General features: G+C 34.6%; 15 protein-coding genes. 13 read left to right on the plus strand and 2 right to left on the minus strand.

The annotated features are described in order from the left end of the window. Positions 1-40: 40 nt before the first annotated feature. Positions 41-1,627, plus strand: a complete 1,587-nt coding sequence (locus F7888_RS07345) for a PTS sugar transporter (protein WP_191778511.1) — start codon at positions 41-43, stop codon at positions 1,625-1,627. Positions 1,628-1,805: 178 nt separating this feature from the next. On the opposite strand, the gene F7888_RS07350 is transcribed toward F7888_RS07345, so the two are convergent. After that, positions 1,806-2,426 (minus strand): hypothetical protein, encoded by a 621-nt coding sequence (locus F7888_RS07350; protein ID WP_191778512.1) that lies wholly within the window; start codon positions 2,424-2,426, stop codon positions 1,806-1,808. A 232-nt stretch (positions 2,427-2,658) separates the two neighbouring features. Between F7888_RS07350 and F7888_RS07355 the strand changes: the two genes are divergently transcribed. The 12 genes from F7888_RS07355 (at position 2,659) to F7888_RS07410 (ending at position 18,853) form a co-directional block, all read left to right on the plus strand. Continuing rightward, the gene (locus F7888_RS07355; protein ID WP_191778513.1) at positions 2,659-3,915 is read left to right on the plus strand and encodes an FAD-binding protein; all 1,257 of its coding nucleotides are present in this window, start codon (positions 2,659-2,661) and stop codon (positions 3,913-3,915) included. Positions 3,916-4,100: 185 nt separating this feature from the next. After that, complete coding sequence (locus tag F7888_RS07360; RefSeq protein ID WP_191778514.1) at positions 4,101-4,988, plus strand: DnaD domain-containing protein; 888 nt, start codon at positions 4,101-4,103, stop codon at positions 4,986-4,988. 314 nt (positions 4,989-5,302) lie between these two features. Further along, complete coding sequence (locus F7888_RS07365) at positions 5,303-5,725, plus strand: DnaB-like helicase C-terminal domain-containing protein (RefSeq protein ID WP_191778515.1); 423 nt, start codon at positions 5,303-5,305, stop codon at positions 5,723-5,725. A 161-nt stretch (positions 5,726-5,886) separates the two neighbouring features. Next, positions 5,887-6,096 (plus strand): hypothetical protein, encoded by a 210-nt coding sequence (locus F7888_RS22495; RefSeq protein WP_225228645.1) that lies wholly within the window; start codon positions 5,887-5,889, stop codon positions 6,094-6,096. A 501-nt stretch (positions 6,097-6,597) separates the two neighbouring features. After that, positions 6,598-7,290, plus strand: a complete 693-nt coding sequence (locus tag F7888_RS07375; protein WP_191778516.1) for a hypothetical protein — start codon at positions 6,598-6,600, stop codon at positions 7,288-7,290. Positions 7,291-7,793: 503 nt separating this feature from the next. Continuing rightward, positions 7,794-8,906 (plus strand): YcjF family protein, encoded by a 1,113-nt coding sequence (locus tag F7888_RS07380; RefSeq protein ID WP_191778517.1) that lies wholly within the window; start codon positions 7,794-7,796, stop codon positions 8,904-8,906. 215 nt (positions 8,907-9,121) lie between these two features. Further along, positions 9,122-10,078, plus strand: coding sequence for a hypothetical protein (locus F7888_RS07385; RefSeq protein ID WP_191778518.1), 957 nt, complete (start codon positions 9,122-9,124; stop codon positions 10,076-10,078). 467 nt (positions 10,079-10,545) lie between these two features. Next, positions 10,546-11,709, plus strand: a complete 1,164-nt coding sequence (locus tag F7888_RS07390; RefSeq protein ID WP_191778519.1) for an endonuclease NucS domain-containing protein — start codon at positions 10,546-10,548, stop codon at positions 11,707-11,709. 62 nt (positions 11,710-11,771) lie between these two features. Then, a complete protein-coding gene (locus F7888_RS07395) occupies positions 11,772-12,074 on the plus strand; it encodes a hypothetical protein (RefSeq protein ID WP_191778520.1) in 303 nt (100 codons plus the stop codon). Positions 12,075-12,568: 494 nt separating this feature from the next. Beyond that, positions 12,569-14,674 (plus strand): AAA family ATPase, encoded by a 2,106-nt coding sequence (locus tag F7888_RS07400; protein ID WP_191778521.1) that lies wholly within the window; start codon positions 12,569-12,571, stop codon positions 14,672-14,674. Further along, positions 14,661-15,707 (plus strand): 5-methylcytosine restriction system specificity protein McrC, encoded by a 1,047-nt coding sequence (locus F7888_RS07405; RefSeq protein ID WP_191778522.1) that lies wholly within the window; start codon positions 14,661-14,663, stop codon positions 15,705-15,707. The genes F7888_RS07400 and F7888_RS07405 overlap by 14 nt, the downstream gene beginning before the upstream one ends. Before the next feature lie 260 nt (positions 15,708-15,967). Continuing rightward, positions 15,968-18,853: a DUF3427 domain-containing protein gene (locus F7888_RS07410; RefSeq protein WP_191778523.1), complete on the plus strand. Its 2,886-nt coding sequence runs from the start codon at positions 15,968-15,970 to the stop codon at positions 18,851-18,853. Between the two features lie 28 nt (positions 18,854-18,881). Here the strand turns inward: F7888_RS07410 and F7888_RS07415 are convergent, their stop codons facing one another. Then, positions 18,882-19,277 carry a (deoxy)nucleoside triphosphate pyrophosphohydrolase gene (locus F7888_RS07415; RefSeq protein WP_191778524.1) on the minus strand — a complete coding sequence of 132 codons (396 nt, stop codon included), beginning with the start codon at positions 19,275-19,277 and terminating at the stop codon, positions 18,882-18,884. Positions 19,278-19,316 lie beyond the last annotated feature (39 nt).

A 19,316-nucleotide genomic window follows, 5' to 3' on the forward strand; every position in this document is an offset into this window, starting at 1 on the left:
CATTCACAGAGATTACATAGATAAGTGGGGGGATTCGGTAATGAGAATCGTTATTTTAGGAAGTAGCGGAGGCAATTTATACAATCTTGGTGGGAAAAATCCTAGTAAGTTGCTACATGAATTGAAATTACAAGCTACCTCTGCACAGATGGAAATTGTTGCGACACAATTTATTGCAGCACAAGATTCGATGGATAAAGCAAAACCTACTACGAAAGCTTCTCTTTGGACTGTAGATAAAGGGCAATCATTTATTGAAAGTGATGTTCAAACATTAGAAGAGATTAATAAAAAGGTAGAAACGGTAGATAAAGAGATTGCAGATCAAATCAGGAACGGCAAGATTGATGGAATGATTATCATGAGCGGTGATCCAAAAGGTGCGAATAAGCATGCTCTTGCTGCAGCAGCTGAGACAAAGATTCCGATTGTTGGAACAGGTGGGACGTCCATGGCTCTTGTAAGTTCACAGGGTGGTAACGTGATTGCGACATCTGGAACAACAGGAACAACGAATAGAACAAGAGCTGTATCTTTTGTCACTTCATTAAGTAAGCATTTTGGTGTTAGTTATCAACCGATATTGGGAAATAGCACAAATAGCGCTCATTCAACAAAAGGTTTAGGGATAAAGAACATAAATATCCGTGGGATCATGATGTCCGCACTTCCTGGATTTATTGCATTGGCTCTTGTTTTGGCATTTAGTAAAATTCCTGGCTTAGGTATACTTAGTGATGTATTTACTGTACTAATTGGTGCCTTGCCAGTTGTGATTGCAGTCATTGCGGCAAAACAAATTTCTGAATTAGATGAAGTGTCCATTGTAGCAGGGGTCATTGCTGGTGTGCTGTCCGTTGATAGTGGGATTATTGGTGGAATGATCGGTGGTATTATTGCAGGACTACTTGTTAGATTTTTATTCCAATTGTTTGTCGGTTGGAAATTTCCAATGACGACTGTAAATATTGCAGCAGGTGGGTTTGCAGGTCTCATATCAGGTTTATTAATCTATTATTTAATTGGTCCATTAGCACTTACATTAGGAGATCTTATTAAACAAGCAATTGAGGTAACAGTGGCGTTTAATCCGATTTTGGCAGGGATAATTGCTGGCGTCCTGATTTGGCCAGCTATTCTTGGCGGTGTTTATCATGCGGCAATTCTACCCATTGTCTTGCTCGAAATGGAGAAGACTGGCAATAGTTTCTTAGGGGCAGTTGACATGGTAGGGCTTGTGATGGTGGCTGCGGGAATTAACTTAGCAAACATTATTTCCCCTCGTGATAAAGGGGAAGCAGCTGTTGCAGCACCAGGATTTGCGATTAATATGGGGTTTGGTACATTTGTTGAATCTGCGTATCCATTCATGTTCTCAAGTAAGTGGATATTTGCTGGTGCATTAGTGTCTGCTGGAATTGGTGGCGCATTAGTTGGGATGTTTGATGTAAGAGGAACCGCTTATGTACCAACATTTACAGCACCATTATTAGCAAACAATGCGATTGGTTTTATCATTGCAATGGTTGTTCCGTTCTTAACAGCATTTATGATTACTCTAGTAGTAAATAAATTATCTAAATCAAAAAGTACGACAACAAATGAGGATATGAGCAAAAGTGCTTAATGTTTCGAGTGCCTGACACTATAATATGCTCCCTTTAAGGTAGACAGGTTTAATAAAAAATCTGTTTATCCTTAGAGGGAGTTTTTTCTATGTATACAAATATGTATTCTTTTTTGATTAAACTTTATTTTCATAAACTAACTAAGTTATGGAACTTGTATGTCTGTTGCGTTTGGATCTATGTTCCAAACTCTCGTTCATACGTTTTGTGTAATAAATACCGTTGTAATCCCTTTGAATGTAACATCGCCTTATTCGCATAATCCTTTGCTGTTGCTAGGTTGTTAAGCTTCTTTGCATGTTCGGCTAAGATGGCATCTTTCATCCATTGGCTTGGGAGTTTTTCCATTAACTCAACGGCACCATCCAAATCACCTTCTTCTAAGAGGATGCTAGCTTGATAGTATAAGCGATAATGCACTGGTTTGATTTGATTTATATGTAATTTAGCCTCGGCTACATCCTTGAAATACAAAGCTTGAACGACCTTATACATGGCTTGACGTGACTCTTGTTTAGACTTCTTTACAAGCTTTTCTGTAATGTCCTTAACTTCATCATCGATCTCATTTGCCAAAGCATAAATCATATAAAAGTTAGGATTCTTCTTATTTTTCAATAAAAACCGTTCAATTTTATCCATATTTGTTTCAAAGAGAACAGTATGAAGAACGGGTAAAAAGACAATAGCTAGGATCAAGAGAAATACAAGCCCGATTGTAAATACATTTGTAATATCAAAATATTGCAATGTGAAAAAACTAAAAAAGCTGAGTATAAAAGCAATAACATATCTCATGTTGAACACCTCACTGACAAATTTTAAATTAGTAACGTTTGAGACTTAAGGTCAAGTTTAATTAAGATCTTCTTATTGATACGTTTAATCATAGCAGGATGTTTCGTTTATTTATAGAGAATTAAGAAATACGGAAGGGTTTCGTACCATCTACTAGAATATTAATAATAGAACAAAAAGAGCTTAGTATGGTTTAAGTAAATTTAGCTTAAAAAGGAGATTGGAATAACCAATGGTCGAGCAACGAAACTGGGCAGGTAATTATACATATAGTACATCGAATTGGCATTTTCCAGAGAGAATGGAACAGGTACAGCAACTGGTGGCTAGCAGCAAACATCTAAAAGTCGTAGGTTCCCGTCATTCTTTCAATGGCATTGCAGACTCATCTACGATGATGATATCGTTACAACATCTAAACAACATCGTGCAACTGGATCACGAACGGAAACTGGTGACAGTAGAGGCTGGAGTCAAGTACAGTGATTTGTGCCTTTACCTTGCAAAAGAAGGGTATGGATTGAAAAATCTGGCTTCGTTACCGCATATATCGATAGCTGGAGCATGTGCCACCGCTACTCACGGTTCGGGGAATGATAACAGCTGTCTAGCAACAGCTGTACAAGAAATGGACGTTATAACGGCTGAGGGAGACCTTGTTTCTTTTTCAAGGGAGCACAATCCTGAAGAGTTCGATGGTGTTGTCGTCAATCTTGGTGGATTAGGCGTCGTTACTCGTTTAACGTTAGACATCGTACCGGCTTTTGACATACAACAATTCGTTTATGAAAATGTACCTTTAACTGAGTATAAGGAGCATTTTAACGATATCTATTCAAGTGCTTATAGTGTCAGCTCCTTTACTGATTGGCGGAATGAAACAATGAATCAAGTTTGGCTCAAACACTATGTTATGGATGATCAGCCTGTCAACATGGAACCTACGTTTTTCGGGGCACCTCTTGCAACAAAGAATCTACACCCAGTGGGGATGGGGGCGGAAAATTGTACAGAACAACTTGGGAAATCAGGTCCATGGTTTGATCGCTTACCACATTTCAGAATTGGTTTTACGCCTAGTGCAGGTGAGGAGTTGCAAAGTGAGTACATGATTCCTAGGGTACATGGATATGAAGCGTTATGTGCATTGAATGAGATCAGGGAACAGATGGCTCCAGCATTACTCATTTCTGAGGTTCGAACAATTGCGAAAGATGACTTGTGGATGAGTCCATTCTACAAGCAAGATTCTGTTGGGTTCCACTTTACCTGGAAACGAGACTGGGCATTAGTCGAAACGATACTCCCGGTTATCGAGAAACAACTAGCACCTTTTAACCCTAGACCACATTGGGGAAAGCTATTCACGATGTCACCTAAAGATGTTCAATCACGCTATGAAAAACTTAGTGATTTTCAACAGTTATTACATCACTATGATTCTAAAGGGAAATTTCGAAATAGATTTATAGAATCATATCTTTTGTGATCATTTTTTTGGAATGAGGAAGTAGATTAAACTTTAGAAACAATCAATCACCTACACACTTTTGTGCGAAGGTGATTTTTTTTTGATTTTCAAAAATACTAACCATCTCTGTCCCTTTTCTCACTGTCATTCTCTATAACTACTATGAAACCAAATTATAAGGAAACGAAAGGATCGTGTTAGTTATGGCAAAATACAGAATGGTTCGCACTGATTTCTGGAAGAATCCGATTGTGTCGGAGGAAATGACCCCTGAGGATAAATACTTCTTTCTCTATCTCCTAACAAATCCCCATACTACTCAAATAGGAATCTATAAAATCACAAAAAAACAAATGGCCTTTGATACTGGTTATTCAATTGAAACGATTCATGCGTTGATGGACCGAATGATTCGTCATCATCAAATGATTCGCTATAACCCTGAAACAAGAGAAATTGCGATCAAGAACTGGGGAAAGTATAACCTGCATAAAGGTGGCAAACCAGTCATGGATTGTATTTTTTCTGAATTGAAGGAGGTCGAGGACACATCACTCATCGAATATGTCGCAGCTCACATTATGAAGGGAGATATTCAAGCTCTATTCAAATCTTTCTTTAAAATTGATGCAGAGGATTTCGAGGATATTTCTGCCCTAGACGATTCCCCATCATACATTGATGAAGCCACTAACGATACATTAACGACTCGTAACACGATAAGTGGGCAAAAAGAAAAAGAAAAACAAAAAGAAAATAAAAAACAACAACAAAAAGAATCGGTCAGCGAAATCATCGAATTCTGGGATCAAAATGGCTTTGGCTACTCAAACGTCAATGGCAAAGAACAGTTGTTGTCGTGGTTAGATGACTCTAAATTCCTAAACCCAAAAGATGTAATCATGAAGGCACTGCAAATTGCTTGTATGAATAACAAACGGAAATTGAACTATGTTATTGGCATTCTCAGGAACTGGGAAAATGAATCCTTGTTGACGGTTGAGGAAATTGACCTCTCTAACAATAAGAATCCAGTGACGAGCAATCGCAATCTATCAAGGGACGAGATGTACCTACAGAATTCGAAATAAATCTAATGGCAGGTGAGGATTGGCGAGTATTGAAGAAAAGTCGTTGTTAGGAAGCTTGATGAAAGAGGGAATCTAATCAAAGATACAGTCATTCAATGGGGAAAACCGATGTCATGCTAAACCTTGTCAAATCATCAGGATGGGCAGATTATACCCCAATCATTTTTTCACTCGCGCAAAAATGAAAAACCAAAAAGAACTCTTAAGCCGACCTCAAAAAGAAATATGGCCAAACGTCTAGGCAATCTAGGTGAAACTCACTTCCAAATCTTCGACCGTGCCGCACAAAAGGTTGCTGAAGTGAGAGCCAAAACATGCAAAGTCATGTACCAATATCCAACCCAAAACTACTCATCCTAATCGACTACCTATCACTGATCCAATCCAGCGAATTCTATGGCGGCAATGTTCACCTACAAGTAACCGAAATATCAAGAAACCTAAAAACATTCGCCAAAGACTTCGCCTGCCCTGTCATCTGCTTAGCACAACTAAATCGATCAGTCGAATCAAGAGACAACAAATGCCCAATGATGTCAGATATCAGCGAATCAGTAAGTGTTGAACAAGAAGCCGACGTCATCCTATTCTTATACCGAGAAAAGTACTATGACACAGAATCAGACAACCACTCTCTAGAAATCATCGTCTCAAAGAATCGTAATGGTCCAGTGGGTACGATTAAAGGATTGAGGATTATGTGGAAAGTCCAAATTGATACATGGGGTATTAAATGATTTCCACTCCAGGTACAATCTTTCCTTGGTGCAGGGATGAACCTATCGTAGCATATCCCGCAGGAGTCTCGGACCTTCCGGTCCAATCATATATAGTTACGTGTTCCAGCTTTATTACCCGTAAAACAGAAAAAACATATTATATATAGAGGTGATTAATTATGTTAGTGAAAGATGTGTACCATGATTGTTTAATTAGTGAAGAATCGACGTTGGCTCATTACATATACCATTTGCTATCAGATAAAAAGGTTTCATTGCAGGATGATATCTCACAACTAGATCTGAATAAAGCGGATCATCAGAAGGTAGCGGAAATGATAGAAAAGAATGTGTTGGTATTTCATCGGTTTAATGTCTATTTTCTTTGAAAGTGAATCCACGTGAATTTGTTTTTATCTGTGCGCATAGTCCGGAAGAGGCGACTCGTTTTTATGTGGAGACATATCAGCATCAGCCTATGAATTGTCATGAGTATCCGCTAGATTTTGAGGTTGTTAGGGGGAATGGGGTTGTTTCGTTTCGGGAGATGAGGAAGGAGTTTGTGGGGTTTCCTGTGGTGGGTGGGGTTTTTAGGAGGTAGGTTGTAATTGAAGTAGCGACTGGTTTTAGTGAGACTAATGCAGTAATTGGTTAAGTAGTTTCGGGGTAGTTTGAAAGGTCAGATTCTAGGGTAACTGTTTTATTACAGAGTAGACTTTATACTGTGCAACAATAGGGCCATTTTCTTGAATAAAAATATAGAACTTATAGACAAAATACAAATATCAAATGTTTTGTAAAACGGCACTAGGGATCAACCGTCATCACACAAAAGGAAAAGAATAATAAATTGAAAAATATAAATTTTATGCTATTGAAGGGACAATGTTATGCAACTTATTAAAGATGGGCTACTTACAATTCCGTTATTCCATGGAACTTCTACCTTATTTTTGGATGAGATTTTAACAAAAGGATTAGGTGCAGTTGATCCAATAAAAAAGTATGGCACTATGGAAACTCTTGAAAAACTAATTCATAAAGGTTTTGAGTATATTGAGTATTTGCCAAAGAACATTCCGGGGGTAATATCCGGTCATATATATTTAAATCATTGTAAAATATATGTTAATCAACCATCAGGAAATTTTAATTATAGATATGGTAGTGTCTATTTATCGCCAAGCAAAATTACAGCAGTTAAATATTCAAGAAACAAATATGGGTCTGAACACATTTCAAATACTATCAACCTATATCTTTATTTAAAGGAGTATTCAGTTCCAGTTGAGTTGGACAATGATTTTCTAAATCATATAAAAAATCGTTCGTACCAACCAGTGGTAATTATGGCTTCAGGAATACAGGTTCCTTGGCTAAAACCAGAGAGAAAAAATAAAACTATCGATAGTCAATTTGAATGGATTCAATCTTTAGATATGGAAGAGTTTGACGTAATGACCCAACAAACAAATTTTGAATTATGCCATCCCCAGATAATAACTCCTGAGCATCTTACAGTGCTAAGTGAAAAAGAATACAATAACATTAGAGATAAATATAGGGGAGCTTTTTTTAGGTAAACGTGTGTTCTGAAATTTTCGGATGAAGACTTGGTATACGGCTATTATTGAGTTTCGCTATCGAAAGTAAAACTTATTTATGAATTGTTTCCCTTTAACTAAAGGATTGCTTATTTTGACAACATATAGGATTTTCCACAAAAGGGCGCTTTTATTGAATAAGCAAAAATAAAACAGCTCTATTTACTGCGTAGTACAACTATACTATTCAATAAATAAATGATATTCAACAATCATGTGCCAAATATTATGAAATAATCAAACTTATTTATAAAAGAATGGTGTAATTGAAATATATGTAAAGCGTGTTTTGAACAATCAATTTTTCAAAACACGTTTTTTTTATCCAAAAAATAAAGTTTGTTAGTTATTCAATAAATTTCGAAATTAATCACTTCTTAGCAACAAACTTATTGACTTACAGAAACTTATCATTGAATATTTAAATAATGGTAAAATTTCTATAATTTAAAATTCCTATATTTATTATATGAGGTGCTTATATGGTAACACAAACTGGTTTTAACATTATTGATGAAATATTTAATAAGACTAAAGAAGAAATTAAGAAGCTAATGCCTGTTAATATAATGATTATTGGCAAAACAGGAATAGGAAAAAGTACCTTAATTAATAACGTATTTAGAGAAAACCTAGCAGAAACTGGTATTGGACAACCAGTAACTCAACATCTGAGAAAAATTACAAAAACTGATATTCCTCTTACTATCTATGATACCAAGGGATTAGAATTGAAAGAGGAAGTTCAAGGTGAAATTATTAATGAAATTAATGGGAAAATAAAGGAACTTTATCTTAAGGGTAATGAAAAGGATTATATACATGCTATTTGGTATTGTATAAATTCAAACTCCAATAGAATTGAAGAATCTGAAATAGAACTAATAAATTCATTTGCTGAAAATGTACCTGTAATCCTTGTGTTAACACAGAGTTTTGGTGAGAGTTCTTTTGAATTCAAAAAGGTAATTGAAGAACTAAACCTAAATGTCAAAGCTGTTCAGACTGTGCTAGCAGAAGAATTTAAGATATCTAAGGATATTTCTATTCCTTCTTATGGTTTAAAAGAGTTAGTTGGTAAAACATACGAAGTATTACCAGAATCAGTAAAAAAGTCTTTTAATAATGCCCAAAAAGTAGATATAGATAAAAAGGTAAAAGAAGCAAGAGTATGGTCAACAGGTTATATTGCTAGTAGTTTTGGAGCGGGATTTACACCAATACCATTTTCTGATGCTGCTGTGTTAGTTCCAATACAAGTAGGTATGTTAGCTCATATTACTGCTATATTCGGGATTTCTTTAGACAAGGCACTAATAAGTGGAATTGTTGCCTCAATAGGAGGTAGTGGTGGAGCAGCATTTTTAGGAAGATATATTGTATCAAATTTACTTAAATTGATCCCGGGTGTTGGTACTGTTGCAGGAGGACTAATTAGTGGTGGTACAGCTTCAATGTTAACAACTGCACTTGCAATATCTTACATAGAAGTGATGGCTAAAGTAGCTGAAGCAGAATATCAAGGTAAAAGTTATGATAACGAACAAATTGCTAAAATGATAAAAGATATGTATGAAGAAAACTTGAAAAAATAACTACTTTACATAGAAAAGCCAACTCATCTGATTTAACATTTTAAACTTTTTTTTGGGCTTGTAGGGATTTACATATTTTGAACTGCGAAATGAGTCAGACCTTAGTTTTGGGGTCAGTCCTCCGGTGGAGTATAGCGGTACTTCAGTGGGGTCTGACCCTGTTTTTATATAGTAATATTTTTTATTTAACTAATAGAGAGGATAAAGAGGCTATTATGGACTGTATCATTTGTGGAAACCGAATAGTAAATGAAAATAATAGATTGCAAAACAAAGTGCGTGATTTCTTCAAAAAAAACAGACAGCTAGATTTAAAACACCAATGGATTAAAGAATGGAAAATATGTTATGGCTGTAGTGAGAAATATACAAATGACATGCTAGCATCGGATAAAGTAAAAAATCATAAAAGTACATTGAATAGAAGCTTCAAACAGCAGAAAAAAGAACAAGTACCTCCTGAATCATTCCGAGATCACTATGTCCAAAGGTATATTGAGTATGCCACGGATAAGTCAGAGAAGAATGGTAGCTATGCAATTAAGCAGAAAAATTTAAGAAATCAACAATCATATGACGAAGCATACATAGCTTATTTAGAACGTAGTGAATCAGTAGCTGTTATAATAGTTCGAGATTTAATAAAGACGATAGATACCAAGGATAGGTGGGTTGATGTGAGAATGCTTGAAAGGCGTTTTCTATCAGATTTAGATAGGGATTTTTCTTTTATAATAGTGGAGTTATTTCAGAGGAAATTAAAGCCGAATTATCCTAAGAAAAAGATAGAAGATACTGATTTTGATTATAAGAATCTTAAGGCATATATTACGTGGAAAACCGCAACTGCAGACATAAATTCTCAACGAGCTAACGGGATAAAAGGTGATGTTTATATAATATTGCCTCGTTTAAAGAATGAACATGAGGGTAAGTATGAAAAGCATTTTATTTTATGGGAACCCATACGCCTTGTTTTCAAACGCGTTCGAATAGGTAAACAATATGTAAATGTTGTAAAACCTCCAAAATGGAGTTATGAAATTGTTGCTACAGAAAAAATCAATCACCACCAACTAAACTACATAGAAAATAACCTGGATAAGATTATAGGTAAAACTCATACAAAGCGTGGTGTCACTTTATCTATATTTAAACCACATAGAAAGTGATTGGCACTATTGGTGGATCCCTCTTTCCTTAATATATCCACTCTAGAACTACTGCTGTAGTATTTTCTCTAGCTTGTTACAGGAAAGATTCGTAAAAAAATGAATGTCATTTACATTATGATATCTAATACTAGAATTATGGGTATATAACATAGAGTACTTCCTAAGTATGCTAAAAAGTATTCAGAATGAACAAACATTTGGTGAACGAGTTTTCCCAGTTGTTAAAATAATCGTTTAATGCATCAGAAGTAATAACTAGGAAGTTATTATCTTTTTCTATATAGAATCACCCCTCAGTTCTATTGAAATTTCATATTTAGGTTCATAAGCTGAATAGTACCCTCTGATTCCAGAAGATACAGATAAAACATACCACTGAACTAATTGTAATATTCCGGATAACATTCCAATTGAAATAATAATTATGATATACACAAATATTACAAAGTAAGGAGGAGCCCAATATGTATATCCTTTCTGAAAAGGAGTTTGAAGATATATTAGTTATACACCCAGAATTAATTGATGAGGGACTGGTTCTACTAGAGAGACAGGGACAATTAGAAAACAGGCGTACGGACTTAATCTTCGCTGACAAAGGTGGTAATCTCTTATTAGCGGAGTTGAAAAGGGATTTTATTACATTGGAAAGTGTAGAACAAATCCTAGATTATAGGGAAAGGCTAAAGAAACAGGTTGATAAACACATTAGAGCTGTGTTGATTGCTCAAGAAGTTCCTGATGACATACAAGACATTTGTTTATCTAATAATATAGAGTGGAAAGAGATTAAAACGGAAGAGTTATTCAATTATTTGATGAAAAATAATCTCAATTTGTATGAATCTATTTTTATTGAAGGAAAATTACATAAAAAAGCAGTAGGGGTCCCTAAATTGAGTTTTCAAGATTATTTGAATGCAACATCATCTCCACTTGGTGGCCCATATACATCTTATCAATTCTTTGCACCAATAGATGCTAGCCCTAGTTTAAGTAATAATAACATAGAAAATCAATCAGTAGCTGATGAGTTTATGACCTTAATCAAGAACCATCAATTTGATAGAACATTATATGATGGTAAAGTTCATATAAAAAGAGTTGATGGAAAACCAGCTGAATGGAGTGTAACTGCTAAAGGGGCGTGGCAAGGATATATAGTTCAATACGAACTAATAAGCAAACAGCATACTATACCTTGCGAGATTTATTTAGGAACGATAGGGTATCGTGGCAACAAATCAACATTTGCTGATGAAAGATCTCGATTTCTAGTTACTAGAATTGGGAAGGGAAAGAAACAAATAACAACACAATACGGGTTCCATAAATATTTGAACACCAATAAAAAAGAACTCCTGCCCTATTATGAACTAAAGTTTAATGCAAAAGGACTACCAAAAACACATTGGGATGATGTATATCAACTATTAAATGATATCGGTTACCAAGTTGAAGATCTCAATGAAAAAAATACAAAGATACTTTGGCTGGGAGAAATAAGCTTATCTGAAGATAGTGATCAGCAGGTGGGTAATTTACTAGAGGGACTGTTTGCTATAACTATATTAAAAGCCCATTATAAAGGGGCTGAAAAAGGATATGTCTTCGATTTTCTAGAATAAAATATATTAATCAACCCTTACATATAATATCTGAAAATGAAAAGAGAAAGGTCGTGTTTTCCTTGTTATTAGAAATAGATGTCATTGATGCTGTATGCAAAGATTTAGAAGAAAGAGGATATGTGATCATAAATCGAAAGAAAGAAATTAAGCATTCCGGAAAGGATGTAATAGCTAAGAAAACTAACTCTAACAAGGACATAAGACTTTTTATAGAGGCAATAGGAGAAACTAGTTCCGATTCTTCTTCAAAAAGGTACGGAATACCATTTGATAGAAGTCAAATAAAGGTTCATATATCGGAACTCCTATTTGCCACAGCCGAGACACTCTCTATGCCCAAGTTAGATGAATATATATATTAGACAGCCATTGCAATTCCAGATAATAAAGATCATCGAGAATTAATAAACAAAATCAAACCATTTCTTGATTCTATTGATATTGCAGTATTTTTCGTAGAAGGAAGTAAGGTATCTGAGATTATTAGTAGTTGGGAAGTTTAATTTCAACACTACAGCATATTTCTAATTCTACTAAACATGCACGAGCTATACTCATTAAACAAAAAACAACTCACCCTGCCTGGTTAACTGCCCTCTGTCAGGTAGATGCAAATAATAAAAAATGACCTAATCGGCTTTAGCTCTATATTCCATAGGGCTTAGGCCGATTTTGTTTTGGGTCAGATCCACCAGTGAAGTAAAGCGATACTTCACTGGTAGATCTAACCTCATTTTTTTGTTCCGAGCATAGTTACATCTAGTATATGCTAGAGAACAAAAATGGAAGTAAATGCATTTTTAATGTAGTACAGTGTTATAATTTATGGCAATAATCACTTTTTTGGAGGTACGCTATGAATGATGTTGTAAATAATCAAAAAGAAAAATATAAAGCTTGGGTTACGGAAAATTTAGGTGAAAAAACAGGTATGTGGTACGCGCCATATCTTGAAAAACTTGGTCATCTGTTAGAAAAGTTTGGATTAGGTAGTGGCTATAAGGAAAATTTCTTTGATTATCAATCATATTCGGAATTTAAAAATATCTATCAAAAAATGACGGAACAAAGTGATGAGGATATTGAGAGATTAGTAACTGGTAAAAGCACACCTCGATATCCGAAAAAGTTTGGTACGACGAGAATTCAATTTAGAAAAAAATATGCGGAAGATGAATTTAATCGTGGCGTAAGAAGTAAGCCTGATAATTTAGGTGGGATACCTGACTGGGGCGTTTTAATGCGATCATATTTAATTTTTCTATATTATGATGAAAATGCTAGTTTAACTTACCCTAAAAAAGAGAAGAAAATTGCGAATCAAGAAGATGAAATTGATAACAGCATTAATTATTGGGTAATTTCACCAGGTGAATATTCGAGGTTATGGGATCAGTTCCACTCAGAAAATATGATTGCACTTGGTTGGGACTATTTAGGGGATTTAAATAACTATGATTCAAAGGAAGCTATTGAACGAAAAATAGCTGAGCAAAGAGCTGATGGTGTGCGCCCTGTTAATGATACAAAGGCTGTGTGGGATTTCTATCGTGAAATTCAAACAGGCGACGTTGTATATGTGAAAGAAGGAATTAAAAAAATCCTCGCACGCGGAGTTGTTACGGGAGATTATTATTTCGATGATGAAGCATCAGAGTATAAACATAGAAGAAAAGTAGAATGGGTTCAAGTTGGTAAGTGGGAATTACATCAGACTTTTGCTCAAAAAACGTTAACATGTCTAAATCCTTATCCAACTCTTATTCGAGAAATTGATCAAGTAATGAATGAAGATTTTATTGAACCAAAAATTGCTGAAGTAAATGAATTTCGAAATTGGTTATCCAAGCAAGTTACTGAAACAGGTGCTAGCTTGAATGATAAAACTGTTACGCAAAAAGTAAGTGCATTAAAGGATATAGAGCACCATTTTGATACTCCAATTTTTGGTGAAACAGATATTGAGCAACTAAAGCAGTTGAAAGATGCTGTTTTATCAGATGAATCCTACAAAAAATATAAAGGCGTATCGGGAAGTTCAATTGACTACTACATTCGTTTTATTGAATCTAAGCCTACTGTACAAGAAAATGAATCCTTTACATTGGAGGATTTTCTTAAGGATGTTTTTATTGAGAAGAAGGAGCTTGTGCGTCAAATTTCTCTACTTGAAAATAAGAAGAACCTTATTTTGAAAGGTGCACCGGGAGTAGGTAAAACGTTTATTGCCAAGCGGTTAGCGTATGTAATGATGGAAGAAAAGGATGAAACGCGTATCCATATGGTTCAGTTCCACCAAAGCTATAGTTATGAGGACTTCATTGAAGGGTTCCGTCCAAAAGCTGAAGGAGATGGGTTTGAGCTGAAACAAGGTCCGTTTGTGAAGTTTGCTAGAAAGGCAGAACGAGACCTAGAACGAGACTACTTCTTTATTATTGATGAAATTAATCGCGGGAATATGAGTAAAATATTTGGGGAATTAATGATGCTGATCGAAGCGGATAAGCGAGGAGAGAAAATCAATCTTCTTTATTCTAATGATAAGTTTTCTGTGCCATCGAATTTATACATCATTGGAATGATGAATACTGCAGATAGAAGCTTAGCATTATTAGATTACGCACTTAGAAGAAGATTTTCGTTCTTTGAAGTTAAACCAGCGTTCGAAAATGAGACATTTAAGTCATATGTAAACGAATTAGATAATCCAGATTCTTTAAATCGTATTATTGATGAGATTAAAAGCTTAAATAATCAAATTGTTGAAGAGCTAGGTACAGGCTTCCAAATTGGACATAGCTACTTTGTAGGTGATGCTTATAAAGTATCTACTGCAAATCGAGTAGAGGAAGTAATCGAATATGAAATTATTCCACAGTTATTCGAATATTGGTTTGATGATGAACAGAAGGCAAACGATTGGGCTGACCGACTAAGAGGTTGTTACGATGGAGAGAAATAATCATATTCCAATTCGTAATATATACTATATGCTTTCCTATGCATATCAAACGTTACATATTTCCGATTATAAACAAATCGGAACAGAAAAGTTTGAGCACGTCATAGAGCTTTACTCAGAAATTTTATCGTTGGGTATACCTGTTTTGGTTCGCGGAGGATTAAGTAAAGAATATATAAGTGTTGAAGAGACTTCCAATGTTATTAAGGGGAAAATTGACATCAATTCTACGATAAAGAAAAATGCGCTGGTAAATAAAAAAGTTGCAGTGGTTTATGATGAGTTCTCTGAAAATATATTGTTAAATCAAATTATTAAAGCGACACTCGTTTATCTATCTCGCTCAAATATGATAAATCAAAAAAAACGTAGATTTTTTTACGGTTTGTTGCCTTATTTTACAGAGGTATCGGATGTAGAGCTAGATTTGAAGTTATGGAAAAAGGTTAGATATAACCGCCAAAACATTCGCTATCAATTTATTGTAGATGTTTGTAGATATCTCTATGAGCAGTTATTATTTGATGAAAGCTCTTCATCTCAAATGATGAAAGAGGTTCACGACGAACAAAGATTATCGTCTTTATATGAAAAGTTCATTTATGCATTTTTTAAACGTGAAACGAAATACAATGTATCTCGTCCTCAAATTCAGTGGAGTGTTGATGATGCGTTCACAGATGCATTACCAATTATGCAAACTGATCTTGTACTTCGAAAAAATAAAAAAACATTGATTGTGGATGGAAAATTTTATACTGAGAATATGGTAGCAAGGTTTGAAGGCGGAGCTGCAAAACAAAAATCCGGGAACCTTTATCAAATATTTACATATATAAATAATTGGAAAAAAGAGCCGGATGAAACGGTTGCAGGCATGTTACTTTATGCGAAAACAACCGCATTAAATCAACCTAACCATACTTATCGCATTAAAGGTAATCAAATTTTTGTTGTGTCTCTTGATTTACAACAAAATTTTAACGACATAAAGGAAGACTTATTAGCATATGCCAATCAATTTTTTTCGTAGTTTTATAAATTCGCTTTATCTATAAACAAAAATAATTGATGATACTATATGTGAAAGCCATTAAGGTTAGTATTATTGATTTTCTATTGAATAATCTCGATTTATTTCAAAATAGCTTCAAGCTGTTTTTGGGGTTGGTTATACACTTAGATAAAGATACTATAATTCAAACTTACAATTTACCTAATTAATTCTTAACTAATTGAAGTATAATAAAAAAGTTGAAAATATTAGAACATTTGTAAGAGATTGGAGTAATTATGGCAAACTTCGTAGAAAACTTGAAAGAGTCTTTATACAAGGGATTTATTGATAAGTTCCATAATAAAGCGGATACTTTTAAACCAAAGCTACTTGTTAATAACTTAGAAAAGAGTGAGAACGTCTTAACGTCTCTTACTGAGGAACTAAATAACTGTCAGGATTTCTTCTTTTCGGTTGCTTTTATAACTGAAAGCGGGTTAGCTACGTTAAAATCTCATTTGTGGGATTTGAAGCTAAAGGGGATTAAAGGGAGGATACTGACATCTACATTTCTTCAATTTAATCAGCCAAAGGTGTTCCGAGAACTTCAGAAGATTACGAATGTAGAGGTAAGACTAACTGATTTGAAAGGATTTCATTCTAAGGGATATATCTTTCAGCATGATTTACATTATTCTCTAATCGTGGGGAGTTCTAATTTAACTGCTCATGCATTGAAGGTAAACTATGAATGGAATGTGAAGCTAACTTCTCATGAGAATGGTGAAATTATTCATCATTTTATTCAACAATTTGAGGATGTTTGGGATAATTCGATACAGTTAACTACTGAATGGATTGACCAATACGAACAGGCTTATATAGAACGAGAGTATATACCTGATCTAGAAAAAGTAATTGAAATTCCTGATGAGTATCGGCTCAACACGCTAAAAGATGCATTAGAAATTAACCCGAATAAAATGCAGGAAGCTGCATTGAAAAGCATTCAAATGGTACGGGAAAATAACAATAAAGGTCTAGTAATTTCGGCAACAGGGACTGGAAAAACATACTTGTCTGCATTTGATGTTCGTCGATTTGCTCCAAAGCGAATGCTCTTTATTGTCCATAGAGAGCAAATTTTGCAAAAAGCCAAATCAGATTTTCAAAGAATATTAGGTGGTCTAAGTAAGGACTTCGGAATATTATCTGGAACATCTAAGCAATCGGATGTAAGGTACTTATTTGCAACGATCCAAACAATTTCAAAAGAAAGTGTGTTACATCAATTTGACCCCACTGAATTTGACTATGTGCTCATTGATGAGGTTCATCGAGCTGGTGCGGATTCTTATTTGAGAGTGATTGATTACTTTCAGCCGAAATTTTTAATGGGGATGACTGCCACACCTGAGCGGACAGATAATTTCAATATTTATGAGCTGTTTGATTATAACATTGCCTATGAAATACGCCTTCAGGAGGCACTTGAAGAGGACATGCTTTGTCCGTTCCATTATTTTGGAGTCACAGATTTTGAATATAATGGTGAGTTGATTGATGATACGATGACATTATCAAAGCTTATAACTGAGGAAAGAGTGAATCATATCATTGAGAAGGTTCATTATTATGGACATTCAGGTTCAAGTGTTAAAGGGTTAATGTTCTGTAGTGGAAAAGAAGAAGCAAAAAAGCTATCACAAGCCTTGAATGAAAAAGGATTTCGTACCGTTGCATTAACTGGAGACGATTCTCAAGATGAACGAATTCGTCAAGTAAATCGGTTAGAGTCAGGAATGCTAGACTACATTATAACGGTTGATATTTTTAATGAAGGGATCGACATTCCCAGTGTTAATCAGGTGGTCATGCTTAGACAGACTCAATCAAGTATTATTTTCATTCAACAATTAGGACGAGGTTTACGAAAGCATGATTCGAAGCAGTTTGTAACGATTATTGATTTCATAGGAAACTATCGTAACAACTATTTAATTCCTGTTGCATTATCAGGAGATAAATCACAGAATAAGGATAATGTTCGTCGAAGTATGAAGGACACTAGTTATATAAAGGGTGTTTCAACAATTAATTTTGAGGAAATTGCAGCTAAGCAAGTCTTTAAAGCAATAAATGACAGCAAGCTAACTTCTTTAAAAGTGTTGAGAGATGCGTATTTAGAGTTGAAAAATAGAATTGGTCGAGTCCCATATCTAGCTGATTTCTTAAAACATAACTCAATCGATCCGGTTGTTATAGTTGAAGAGCACTCTAATTACTATCAATTTTTATTAAGGATAAAAGAAGAAGTGCCAAGCATTTCAACATATGAAAATCAGGTTCTAACATTTCTTTCATTAGAGGTTCTTAATGGAAAAAGAAAACATGAAATTGTATTACTAGAGTTTTTACTTCAAAGAGATGAAATTATAATAAACGATTATCGAAATGAACTAGAGTCTATAGGATGTTACATAGATGAAGAAACATTGAACTCTGTAATCAGAATTTATAGTCTTGACTTTTTTACACAAGGATATAAAAAGAAGTACGGGGAACGTCCTGTTGCGACTATTGAAAATGGTGTGTTTAGATTTAATGAATCGATCATTCAAAGTTTGGATAATGATTATTTCCGATTCCTTATTGAGGATCTTCTTCATTCTGCAAAAGAAAAAGCTTCAAACTACACCTGTGAACATCCATTGACATTGTATCAGAAGTACTCTCGAAAGGATGCATGTAAGTTATTGAATTGGGAAAATGATGAAAGTTCTACTATGTATGGCTACAAGCCTAAGCATGGGACATGCCCAATCTTCATTACGTACCACAAAGACGAAGATATTGATTCAAGTGTAAAGTATGGAGATGAGTTCTTAAATCCAACATTAATTAAGTATTTTACAAAGAGTAATCGAACTCTAGAATCAGAAGAAGTAAAAAAGATCATCTTTGCTGATGAAAGAGGCTTTGATATACATATTTTCGTGAAGAAAGATGATGCTGAGGGAACGGACTTTTATTACTTAGGTGAGGCATATCCTAAAAAGGAAACCGCTGAACAAACAGTTATGTACAATGAAAATGGTAAAGAGCTTCCTGTAGTTACTCTTGAATTGGTGTTAGAGCATTCAATTGAGACAAAGCTGTTTAATTATCTAACGAAAGAATAGGAAAATAGTCTTCTCGATAATGAGAGGACTATTTTTCATAAACAAGTTTTTCAACAGCAGGAATATCGGCCGGTGCCCATTTAAGTGATTCAAGGTTTTCTCTTTTTAGCCAAATTAGCTTCGAATGTTCATTTGGTACAGGTATACCATCAGTGATTTTACATGTAATGCAAAGAATATTAATGATAAAAGTATCGTATTCGTGGGTATTATCATGAAATAAATCAATTGTTTCAACTGTACAATTTAATTCTTCTTGTATTTCTCTTTTTAAAGCAGAATAAATATCTTCATCTTTTTCAACTTTTCCACCTGGGAATTCCCACATGTTTGGTATGGACATTTTTGGTGATCTTAGTGCGCATAGTATTTCATTTTGGTCATTTTCTACGATTGCAGCTACAACTTTTACTAGTTTTTTCAAGGTAATCCTCCTAAAGCTTCTTTTTATTATCATATCATT

This window comes from Litchfieldia stipae (assembly GCF_014837155.1).
Lineage (GTDB): Bacteria > Bacillota > Bacilli > Bacillales > Bacillaceae_L > Litchfieldia.

What these genes read in the sequence shown, in the direction of transcription:
- F7888_RS07345 (WP_191778511.1), top strand. Translation starts at nt 41, where the DNA reads ATGAGAATCGTTATTTTAGGAAGTAGCGGAGGCAATTTATACAATCTT.
- F7888_RS07350 (WP_191778512.1), bottom strand. Translation starts at nt 2,426, where the DNA reads ATGAGATATGTTATTGCTTTTATACTCAGCTTTTTTAGTTTTTTCACA.
- F7888_RS07355 (WP_191778513.1), top strand. Translation starts at nt 2,659, where the DNA reads ATGGTCGAGCAACGAAACTGGGCAGGTAATTATACATATAGTACATCG.
- F7888_RS07360 (WP_191778514.1), top strand. Translation starts at nt 4,101, where the DNA reads ATGGCAAAATACAGAATGGTTCGCACTGATTTCTGGAAGAATCCGATT.
- F7888_RS07365 (WP_191778515.1), top strand. Translation starts at nt 5,303, where the DNA reads ATGCAAAGTCATGTACCAATATCCAACCCAAAACTACTCATCCTAATC.
- F7888_RS22495 (WP_225228645.1), top strand. Translation starts at nt 5,887, where the DNA reads ATGTTAGTGAAAGATGTGTACCATGATTGTTTAATTAGTGAAGAATCG.
- F7888_RS07375 (WP_191778516.1), top strand. Translation starts at nt 6,598, where the DNA reads ATGCAACTTATTAAAGATGGGCTACTTACAATTCCGTTATTCCATGGA.
- F7888_RS07380 (WP_191778517.1), top strand. Translation starts at nt 7,794, where the DNA reads ATGGTAACACAAACTGGTTTTAACATTATTGATGAAATATTTAATAAG.
- F7888_RS07385 (WP_191778518.1), top strand. Translation starts at nt 9,122, where the DNA reads ATGGACTGTATCATTTGTGGAAACCGAATAGTAAATGAAAATAATAGA.
- F7888_RS07390 (WP_191778519.1), top strand. Translation starts at nt 10,546, where the DNA reads ATGTATATCCTTTCTGAAAAGGAGTTTGAAGATATATTAGTTATACAC.
- F7888_RS07400 (WP_191778521.1), top strand. Translation starts at nt 12,569, where the DNA reads ATGAATGATGTTGTAAATAATCAAAAAGAAAAATATAAAGCTTGGGTT.
- F7888_RS07405 (WP_191778522.1), top strand. Translation starts at nt 14,661, where the DNA reads ATGGAGAGAAATAATCATATTCCAATTCGTAATATATACTATATGCTT.
- F7888_RS07410 (WP_191778523.1), top strand. Translation starts at nt 15,968, where the DNA reads ATGGCAAACTTCGTAGAAAACTTGAAAGAGTCTTTATACAAGGGATTT.